Source organism: Pantoea sp. ME81 (assembly GCF_903970985.1).
GTDB lineage: Bacteria > Pseudomonadota > Gammaproteobacteria > Enterobacterales > Enterobacteriaceae > Pantoea > Pantoea communis.
The window spans coordinates 19449-29894 of the sequence record NZ_CAJCKS010000059.1; the positions used below are offsets into that span (position 1 = coordinate 19449).

At 52.7% G+C, this 10446-nt stretch carries 8 protein-coding genes; 4 read left to right on the forward strand and 4 right to left on the reverse strand.

What is annotated here, in order from left to right:
• Positions 1–170: 170 nt before the first annotated feature.
• The 3 genes from ldtD to H7A81_RS12865 all read left to right on the forward strand — a co-directional run bounded on the left by ldtD (position 171) and on the right by H7A81_RS12865 (position 3367).
• On the forward strand, positions 171–1961 hold the full coding sequence (ldtD, locus tag H7A81_RS12855; RefSeq protein WP_370529954.1) for a L,D-transpeptidase: 1791 nt from the start codon (positions 171–173) through the stop codon (positions 1959–1961).
• A gap of 188 nt (positions 1962–2149) precedes the next feature.
• Positions 2150–2701 carry a YcbK family protein gene (locus H7A81_RS12860; protein ID WP_034820522.1) on the forward strand — a complete coding sequence of 184 codons (552 nt, stop codon included), beginning with the start codon at positions 2150–2152 and terminating at the stop codon, positions 2699–2701.
• Between the two features lie 36 nt (positions 2702–2737).
• A complete protein-coding gene (locus H7A81_RS12865) occupies positions 2738–3367 on the forward strand; it encodes an MBL fold metallo-hydrolase (protein ID WP_182057692.1) in 630 nt (209 codons plus the stop codon).
• 42 nt (positions 3368–3409) lie between these two features.
• Here the strand turns inward: H7A81_RS12865 and H7A81_RS12870 are convergent, their stop codons facing one another.
• From H7A81_RS12870 to pncB, 4 genes are all read right to left on the reverse strand, one after another.
• Positions 3410–4600, reverse strand: a complete 1191-nt coding sequence (locus H7A81_RS12870) for an amino acid aminotransferase (protein ID WP_034820516.1) — start codon at positions 4598–4600, stop codon at positions 3410–3412.
• A 198-nt stretch (positions 4601–4798) separates the two neighbouring features.
• Positions 4799–5905, reverse strand: coding sequence for a porin OmpC (ompC, locus tag H7A81_RS12875; protein ID WP_304622188.1), 1107 nt, complete (start codon positions 5903–5905; stop codon positions 4799–4801).
• Between the two features lie 300 nt (positions 5906–6205).
• A complete protein-coding gene (gene asnS, locus H7A81_RS12880; protein WP_182057693.1) occupies positions 6206–7606 on the reverse strand; it encodes an asparagine--tRNA ligase in 1401 nt (466 codons plus the stop codon).
• Positions 7607–7755: 149 nt separating this feature from the next.
• The gene (gene pncB, locus H7A81_RS12885) at positions 7756–8961 is read right to left on the reverse strand and encodes a nicotinate phosphoribosyltransferase (protein ID WP_166932039.1); all 1206 of its coding nucleotides are present in this window, start codon (positions 8959–8961) and stop codon (positions 7756–7758) included.
• A 244-nt stretch (positions 8962–9205) separates the two neighbouring features.
• Here pncB and pepN point away from each other — a divergent pair.
• Positions 9206–10446 (forward strand): aminopeptidase N (gene pepN, locus H7A81_RS12890; RefSeq protein ID WP_182057694.1); only part of this gene is annotated, 1241 nt, incomplete at its 3' end.

Here is a 10446-nt window from a genome sequence, read left to right on the forward strand (position 1 = left end):
GGTTAAAAAACAGCGCACCGTTTAATCTGTAAGCGGCATCTGCACACTGAGGCAGATGCCGTTTTTTATTTGTATACTCAACAATAAGAGTAAGGCTGTACATAGCGAAAACAGGGCGCTGTGTCTTAGGTGAGAAGGGGGCAGGGATGTGGCTGAATAGAAGAAGCAGAATGAATCGTGCGGTACTCGCACTCAGTGTTTCACTGGTATTGTCGCCGCTGGCCACCAGCCATGCCGCGATCATTGCCGCTTTACCCGGAACTTCACATAGCGCCATGTCAGTGGCGGCGAGTCAGCATCAAATTCAGCAGGCTTTTAGCCCCAGTCAGCAGCCTTTCTATCTGCCGGGATTAGCCGGTATCTACGCCGCGCGTAATATGGCGCCACTCTGGCAGGATCAGCAAGCGGTGCAGGCTTTCCAGCAACAGTTAGCGGAGGTGGCGCTATCCGGCGTCCAGCCACAGTTTACTCGTTGGGTTGAATTACTGACTAATCCCACGATTACCGGCATGGCGCGCGACATCGTGCTGAGCGATGCCATGTTAGGCTATTTGCAGTTTGTCGCCAATGTGCCGACGCAGGGTGAAACCTGGCTGTACAGTAATGTTCCTTACAAATTGACGATGCCGGGCGTTGCTGCCATTAACCAGTGGCAAAATGCGGTAAACGGTGGTGGCAGTCGCGCGTTTATCATCTCGCTTGCGCCGCAACATCCACAATATGCGCCGATGCACAGTGCGCTCAAAGCGCTGCTGACCGATAACCGTCCATGGCCACAACTGCGCGACAGCGGGACGCTCCGCCCCGGCCAAATTAGCAACGATGTGCCTGCGCTCAGAGAGATTTTGCAGCGAACCGGCATGCTGACTGCCGCAACGCACAGCAGCACACCGACGCCAGCTGATGATGCCGTGCCGACAGCACCTGTGCCGGTCAGCCAGAGCAATCAGCCGATCGCGGTGAGTCCATCGGCGGCCAGCGTCAATGATTTGTCTGCACAGGCACCTGCGGCAACCGGCAACGTGGTGGCGAATACCACGCCTGCTAGTGACAATGTGTATGACGCCGCGCTGGTGGAAGGGGTAAAACGCTTCCAGCACTGGCAAGGTCTGGCGGATGATGGGGCGATAGGCCCTCGCACGCGTGAGTGGCTGAATGTGTCACCGCAGATGCGCGCATCGTTACTGGCACTGAATATCCAGCGCCTGCGTCTGCTGCCGGATGATATGCATAACGGCATTATGGTGAACATTCCCAACTATTCACTCACCTATTACAACAACGGAGCCACGATTTTGTCATCGCGGGTGATTGTCGGTCGTCCCGATCGAAAAACGCCGTTGATGCGCAGTGCGCTGAATAACGTGGTGCTCAATCCACCGTGGAATGTGCCTACCACGCTGGTGCGTCAGGATATCGTGCCGAAGGTCAAACAAGATCCCGGATACCTCTACAAGCACGGCTATACCTTACTGTCGGGCTGGAGTGCGGATGCCGAAGTGATCGATCCGTCGATGATTGACTGGCATATGGTTTCGGCAGCCAGTTTCCCGTATCGCATTCGTCAGGCACCTGGCGCGATGAACTCGCTGGGGCGATATAAGTTTAATATGCCGAGTTCCGATGCCATCTATTTGCACGACACGCCTAACCATGGCTTGTTCCAGCGCGATATTCGCGCACTGAGCTCTGGTTGTGTGCGCGTGAATAAGGCTTCTGAACTGGCCGACCTGCTGCTGCAGGATGTGGGTTGGAATGACAGCCGCATCACCGACACGCTGAAACAGGGCGACACGCGCTACGTGCCGATTCGCCACCGCATCCCGGTTAATCTTTATTATTTAACCGCATGGGTCGCGGCGGATGGAAAGCCGCAATATCGTACAGATATTTACAATTATGATAACCCTGCGCGCTCCGGTAGCCAGGTTCTGTCAAAAGCAGGAAAACTTCTCCTCTAGTCATTGATTTGCCAGATTTCACCTCTCTTCGAAAAGATCAGGGCCCGTCGCAAAATTTCGGTTTTGCGCGGGTTTTGGTCATTCTGTGACACATTGCGGGTTGACTGACCTCCAGGCTGCGGTTACTGTTCGGCCTTGTGTACTTTTTACACATTTTTTTATCGCTTTAGATTAGGTAACCCCGCTACATGGCTAATTTTGATTCTCAACGTCGTCGATTGCTCCTGATTGGAGGCGCAGCGGCAGGTTTGTCTCTGCTTCCTGGTTCAGCGCTGGCTTCGCTTTCCACCTCGCGCCCCCGAGTATTGACGCTTAATAACCTTCACACCGGTGAAACCCTTAAAACGGAGTTTTTTAACGGCAAGAGTTATGACAAGGATGAGTTAGCCCGCTTAAATCACTTCTTCCGTGATTACCGCGCCAATCAAGTGAAACACATCGATCCGCATCTGTTTGATCAGCTCTATCGCTTACAGATGGTGCTCAACACCCGCAAACCGGTGCAGCTGATCTCAGGCTACCGTACGCTGGCCACTAACAACATGCTGCGCGAATCGGGTCCTGGTGTGGCCAAACACAGTTATCACACCAAAGGGCAGGCGATGGATTTCCATATCGAGGGAATTTCATTAAGCAATGTTCGCAAAGCGGCGTTATCTATGCGCGCCGGTGGTGTAGGATATTACCCGCGCAGCAACTTCGTACACATAGATACCGGGCCTGCAAGGCACTGGTCCTGATACCGGCAGCGCTGCGTGTGTCGGTCATGGAGCGCTATGAATTACCACATTATTCCAGTTACGGCCTTTTCTCAAAACTGCTCGGTCATCTGGGATGACGAAACCCAGCAGGCGGCACTGGTGGATCCCGGCGGTGATGCCGGGACGGTTATTGCCGTATTGGCTGAGCGAGGATTAACCCCCGCGCAAATTCTGCTGACGCATGGTCATCTTGATCATGTGGGGGCCGCCGCTGAACTCGCCGCACACTATCAAATTCCTATTGTTGGCCCTCACAAGCTGGATGCGTTCTGGCTGGATAATTTGCCGACGCAAAGCCGCATGTTTGGCCTGCCGGAATGTGCGCCACTGGCGCCGGATCGCTGGCTGGAAGAGGGCGAAACGGTGCAGGTTGGGAATGTCACGCTGGAAGTGCTGCTTTGCCCGGGTCATACGCCGGGACACATTGTGTTCTTTGACCGGGCTGGGCGCTTATTGATATCGGGTGATGTGATTTTCAATGGCGGTGTCGGACGTACCGATTTCCCGCAGGGCAGCCACAGCGATTTAATCAATGCGATTAACACTAAGCTGTTACCGCTGGGTGATGATGTGACCTTTGTGCCGGGCCACGGTCCGATTTCCACCTTGGGTCGGGAGCGTATCAGTAATCCGTTCCTGCAATAAGAAATGGGCCATTAAGGCCCATTTCTCATTTTACTGACTTGTTTAGAGTACAGCGACAATCGCTTCACAGAGCGCAGACATATTGTCTGGCGTCATCCCAGCCACGTTCACACGACCAGAGTTAACGGCATACACGCCGAACTCGTCACGCAGGCGCACAACCTGATCTTTGGTCAGGCCGCTAAACGAGAACATGCCATTCTGCTTAATGATAAAGCTGAAGTCCTGTTTCGCGCCTTTCTCTGCCAGGGTATTCACGAACAGCTGACGCATGCGCTGGATGCGCTGACGCATGTCTGTCAGCTCCTGCACCCAGATGGTACGCAACGCGTCGTTACCGAGGATGGTGGCGACCACAGCGGCACCGTGTGACGGTGGGTTAGAGTAGTTAGCACGGATGCTGTATTTCACCTGGCTAAAGGCGGTTTTCGCGACATCGCTGTTGGCGGCAACCAGCGTCAGTGCACCGACACGCTCGTTGTACAGGCCAAAGTTCTTGGAGTAAGAGCTGGCAACAATCAGCTCCTGATGAGATGCGGCGAAAATACGCAGGCCTTCTGCATCTTCATCCAGGCCACGTGCAAAGCCCTGGTAAGCGAAGTCGAACAGTGGCAGCCAACCCTTTTCCTGCGACAGCTTCGCCAGCTGTTGCCACTGGTCCGCGGAAGGATCGACGCCTGTCGGGTTGTGACAGCAGCCGTGGAAAAGAACCACGTCGCCGGCTTTGGCTTCCTGCAACGAAGCGACCATGCCTGCGAAATCGAGGCTATGGTTGGCCGCGTCGTAGTACTGGTAATCACAGACTTCCAGACCTGCCGCGTTGAATACGTTTTTGTGGTTCGGCCAGCTAGGGTTGCTTACCCACACACGCTTCACATTGGTCTGCGTCGCGAGGAAATCCGCAGCGACGCGCAATGCACCGGTGCCGCCTGGAGTTTGTGCTGTGCACGCGCGGCCCGCTGAAATCAGCGCGCTCTCTTTGCCGAACAGCAATTCCTGAGTGCAGCGAGCAAAGTCGGCCAGACCATCAATGCTCAGATAATTTTTGGTGGTTTCATTTTCCAGCAGATACTGCTCAGCTTTTTTAACACTGGTGAGTACCGGTGTTTTACCGGTTTCATCTTTATAGACACCAATGCCAAGGTTGATTTTATTCGGGCGGTCGTCGGCGCGAAACAGGTCAGCCAGTCCCAGAATAGGATCGGCGGGTGCGGCAGAGATCGATTCAAACATGAGTCAGTTCCGTTTGGGTGAACTTTAGCGAAATGAGCTATCAGGTTAGCGTCAGATGATACGCTTGCCAACCGCTGACATAAAAAAGAAATAAGCCGCGTGTATAAAGTAGTGGCGCTAATTGAGAAGCTGATCACTGAAAAGCAAAACGGAGCCCGAAGGCTCCGCTTTTAAACAGTATTCGTCTCTAATCGAAGATTAGAACTGGTACTGCAGACCAACACCTACAGTGTCATCAGTAGTGATGCCAGCTGCGCGGGTGAAGTCGTTTTCGTCCATCAGGTTGATTTGATAATCAACATAGGTAGACATGTTTTTGTTGAAGTAGTAGTACGCACCAACAGAAACGTATTTGTAGATATCCTGGTCACCCCAAGTTTCGATGTCCTTGCCTTTAGACTGGACATATGCAACGGATGGGCGCAGACCGAAATCGAACTGGTACTGAGCAACAACTTCGAATTTCTGTTCTTTGTTGATCGCGCCGCTGAGTTCATTATCGGTATCAGCGTCAGTCGTGATCCAAGTTGAGTTACGGGTTTCACCGTACATTGCAGCCAGATACAGGTTGTTAGCGTCGTATTTCAGAGCAGTTGACCATGCGTCAGCTTTCTTGCTGCCGTTGCCATAGAAAGAACCTTGCTGACCGTTAGTACGATCTGAAGAGGTATAAGCTGCTGAAACACCAACACCGATATCAGAGGTATAAGTTAAAGAAGTACCCCAGCCGTCGCCGTTTGCTTTAGATGCAGAGCGACCGTTGGCAGACTCTTCGTTTTTACCTTGGTACTGAACAGCAAAGGCCAGTCCGTCAACCAGACCGAAGAAGTTGTTGTTACGGTAGGTAGCCAGACCATTTGAACGGCCAACCATGAAGTTATCTGAGTAGCCAGAGTCACCACCAAACACTGGCAGAACATCGGTCCAAGACAGTGGGTCATAACCAACACCGTAGTTACGGCCGTAGTCGAATGAACCGAATTCGCCGAATTTCAGACCAGCGAAGCCAAGACGAGTTTTGTTACCGTCAGTGCCCTGAGCTTCAGAGTTGTTAGCTTGTACGTTGTATTCCCACTGGCCGTATCCGGTCAGTTGGTCATTAATTTGGGTTTCACCCTTGAAGCCGAAACGAACGTAAGTCTCATCACCATCTGAGCCAGCGTTGTCGGAAAACTGATGACGCGCATCAACTTTACCGTACAGGTCCAGTTTGTTGCCGTCTTTGTTATAAATTTCTGCTGCGTTTGCTGCGCCGGCAGCTAACAGAGCAGGGATAACCACTGCAAGAATGTTGCGCTTCATCATTTTTTATTACCCTCATTGGAGTTATTTGGACATCTGCCACTGCCGTCAAGAAACCTTTACGGGAACCTTGAAAGAAGTTTGATGTCTCCTGTGTCTGCACGCATCTTTCCATCACAGGGTTGCTATTTCTAGCCCGAAAATGATTCAAATCTCGTAATTACGTATCAAAAAGAAATTATGTATTACAATTTGTAAAATATCGGGAACTTTGTGAGAGAACTCTAAATTTACAAAAATAAAAAAAGGCCGGCAGTGCCGACCTCGTTATATATATGAATTACTTATATTTAATCGCGAATTTTAGAAATTAGCGTTACGTGGAGTACGAGGGAAGGGGATAACATCCCTTACATTTTGTACGCCGGTGACATAGGCGATTAATCGTTCGAAACCTAATCCGAAGCCAGCATGTGGCACGGTGCCGTAGCGGCGCAGGTCACGATACCACCAGTAATCTTCTTTATTCAGACCCATTTCTGCCAGACGCGCATCCAGGACATCCAGACGCTCTTCACGCTGTGAACCACCGATGATTTCACCAATGCCCGGCGCCAGAACATCCATTGCCGCCACGGTCTTACCATCTTCGTTCATACGCATATAGAACGCTTTGATATCTTTTGGATAGTTCTTCACCACCACCGGCGCTTTGAAGTGCTTCTCGGCCAGGTAACGTTCATGTTCGGAGGAGAGATCCACGCCCCAGGACACTGGGTTTTCGAATGTCTGGCCGCTTTTCAGCAGAATGTCGACCGCATCGGTGTAGTCTACCTGCGCGAAATCGGTAGTGACAAAACGTTCTAAGCGAGCAATCGCATCTTTGTCTACGCGTTCAGCGAAGAACGCCATATCGTCAGCACGCTCTTCAAGCACCGCCTTGAACACATACTTCAGCATGGCCTCAGCCAGTGCAGCAGCGTCGTCAAGGTTAGCGAAAGCGACTTCCGGCTCCAGCATCCAGAATTCCGCTAAGTGACGGCTGGTGTTGGAGTTTTCTGCGCGGAAGGTCGGGCCAAAGGTATAGACTTTTGACAATGCACAGGCATAAGTCTCGGCATTCAGCTGGCCAGAAACGGTCAGGAAGGCTTCTTTACCAAAGAAATCTTTGTCGTAGTCCACTTTGCCCTGCGGATCGCGCGGCAGGTTTTCCATGTCCAGCGTAGAGACGCGGAACATCTCGCCCGCACCTTCAGTATCGGAAGCGGTGATCAGCGGGGTGGAAACCCAGAAGTAACCATTCTCGTGGAAGAAACGATGCAGCGCCTGCGCCAGAGTATGACGTGTACGGGCCACGGCGCCGACCAGGTTGGTGCGCGGACGCAGGTGTGCGACTTCACGCAGGTATTCGATACTGTGGCGTTTAGCCGCCATTGGATAGGTATCCGGATCGTCTACCCAGCCGGTGACTTCTACGTTGGTCGCCTGCAGTTCAAAGGCCTGGCCTCCGCCCGGTGATTCCACCACTTTACCAGTGACAATCACTGAACAGCCCGTGGTCAGACGCAGCACTTCATCCTGATAATTATTCAGAGAATTATTGACGACGGCCTGAACGGGATTAAAGCAGGAACCGTCATAAACGGCGATAAAGGAAAGACCGGCTTTGGAATCTCTTCGGGTACGCACCCAACCACGTACGGTGACTTCACTGTCAACCGCGACACGGCCGTGCAGTACATCCGCTACAGGCACTACGCTCATAAATATCTCTCTATATATAGAAGTGGATAAAAGCCCCATTTCGGGGTTTTGCTATGTTACTTGCGAGCCATCAGGAAACAAGCAATTTTGCAGGGGAAAAAGGGAGATTTGTTGTGAAAGAGCAGGGGGCGGGCACCCTGCATCCATGATTAGCTGGCTCTTTTCACCAGAGGGAGGTCGAATGCTTTACGCAGGGCGCGCACGAAGGCTTTATCCTGGCAGATGGTTTTACCCGGGCTGTCAGAGAGTTTCGCCACCGGTTTGCCATTACAGCTCACCAGTTTAATCACGATGTTCAGTGGTGTGACGCCAGTAATATCGCAGGTCAGGCGCGTACCAATGCCAAACACCACGTTGGCGCGTTGACCAAAGTGACGATATAACGCCAGCGCTTTATCCAGATTGAGGTTATCTGAGAACACCAACGTTTTACTCTTCGGATCGATATCCAGACGCTGATAGTGCGCAATGGCTTTTTCACCCCACTCCACGGGATCCCCCGAGTCATGGCGCAAACCCTGATAGCGATGAGCAAAGCCCGGGCCGAAATCACGCAGGAAGGCATCCATGGTGATGCAGTCTGTCAACGCGATACCGAGTTGGTCATCATACTCATCCAGCCAGGATTGCAGCGCCGCGCGTTGGCTATTCGCCAGCACCGGGCTGATCTGTTGATGTGCCTGGAACCACTCATGGGCCTGAGTGCCCACCGGATTAAGCTGTAAGCGCCGGGCGAGATCGTAATTGCTGGTGCCCACTAACCACGGGAACTCCGCTTTTAACGTACTGACGATCGCTTCCTGAACCGCTTTGGAGTAGCGGCGACGGGTACCAAAATCCATCAGCTGGAAGCGAGACATATCGAGATCGCCCACCTGCTGACGGAAATCGACCAACTTCTGCTGTAACTGAGTGACCGCTTGTTCCACACCGATCTCCGGTGTGCGATGGCGATGCACCACTTCACTGATCAGCGCCAGCAGCGGCACTTCCCAAAGAATAACTTCGCGCCATGGCCCGCTGATCTGAATAGACAAACGGCCATTCTCATTGCGCACCCTGACCTGAGAGGGATCAAAGCGGAATTGACGCAGCCAGTTGAGGTAATCGGATTCAAAGAAAGGTAAGCCGCTGAGATAGTGATATTCGTTGTCGCTCAGGGCAAGAGAAGGCAGCGTATCGAGTTGCGCGCGAATTTCATCGGCATACTGGCCGAGCAATTCATCGCCGCGACAACGAAATTCTGCCGTTACCGGGACATCGTAGTAACGATGATAAACGGCCTGCTGCATATGAAGCTTATACGCATCGGTATCAAGCAGCGTGGTCAAAATCGGGGAAGCATGTCCAGTCATGGTGCGTTTCAGCATCCTCTTCCGCGGAGCAGAGCCCGGTGTCAACAAAGTCATAAAGACGCAGGAGTATAAAACAGTAATGACCGCGATCACACCATAATTGCGGGTGGCAGGTCGAGGGTCATTTGTGCCATTGTTAATGAATTGTAGCCTTTTCAGCAAAGGCACGCATTGTGCGTGGCAACGAAGGCACAACCCGCTTAGACTTTGACGGGTCAACATATTAACGATGCGAGAAGGACTTATGACGCAACAGCCGCAAATCAAATATCGCCACGACTACCGTGCGCCGGATTACACCATCACCGATATCGACCTGACGTTTGACCTCGATGCCACCAGCACGCGCGTGACGGCGGTGAGCCAGGTGAAGCGTCTCGGTGCTGCGGATGCCGAACTGCGTCTGGATGGCGAAGACCTCACGCTGGTGTCGCTGGCGGTGGATGGCCATCCCTGGTCACACTATCGTGAAGAAGAGGGCGCGCTGGTCATCAGCCAACTGCCCGACAACTTTACCCTGACCCTCATTAATGACATCCATCCAGACAAAAACACCGCGCTGGAAGGGCTCTACAAGTCGGGTGATGCACTCTGTACCCAGTGTGAAGCGGAAGGTTTCCGCCATATTACCTGGTATCTGGATCGCCCGGACGTGCTGGCGCGCTTTACCACCACCATCATTGCCGATGCGGCAAAATATCCGTTCCTGCTCTCCAACGGCAATAAATTAGAGAGCGGTCGTCATGAAGATGGTCGCCACTGGGTGAAGTGGCAGGATCCGTTCCCGAAACCGTGCTATCTGTTTGCGCTGGTTGCGGGCGATTTCGACGTGCTGCGCGACAGCTTTACCACGCGTTCCGGCCGTGATGTGGCGCTGGAGATCTTCGTCGATCGTGGCAATCTCGATCGTGCCGACTGGGCGATGACCTCTTTGAAAGCCAGCATGAAATGGGATGAGGAGCGCTTTAACCTCGAATATGACCTCGACATATTTATGATTGTCGCGGTGGATTTCTTCAATATGGGCGCAATGGAGAACAAAGGCCTCAACGTCTTCAACTCCAAATATGTGCTGGCGAAAGCTGAAACCGCCACTGATAAAGATTATCTCGGTATTGAGGCGGTGATTGGTCACGAATACTTCCATAACTGGACCGGTAACCGCGTCACCTGCCGTGACTGGTTCCAGCTCAGCCTGAAAGAGGGCCTAACCGTGTTCCGCGACCAGGAGTTCAGCTCAGATCTCGGTTCGCGTGCGGTTAACCGCATCGACAACGTACGCGTGATGCGCGGCGCACAGTTTGCCGAAGATGCCAGCCCAATGGCGCACCCGATCCGCCCGGATCAGGTGATCGAGATGAACAACTTCTATACCCTGACGGTGTACGAAAAAGGCTCTGAAGTGATTCGCATGATGCATACTCTGCTCGGCGAAGCCAATTTCCAGAAAGGCATGCAGCTCTATTTTGAGCGTCACGATGGTAG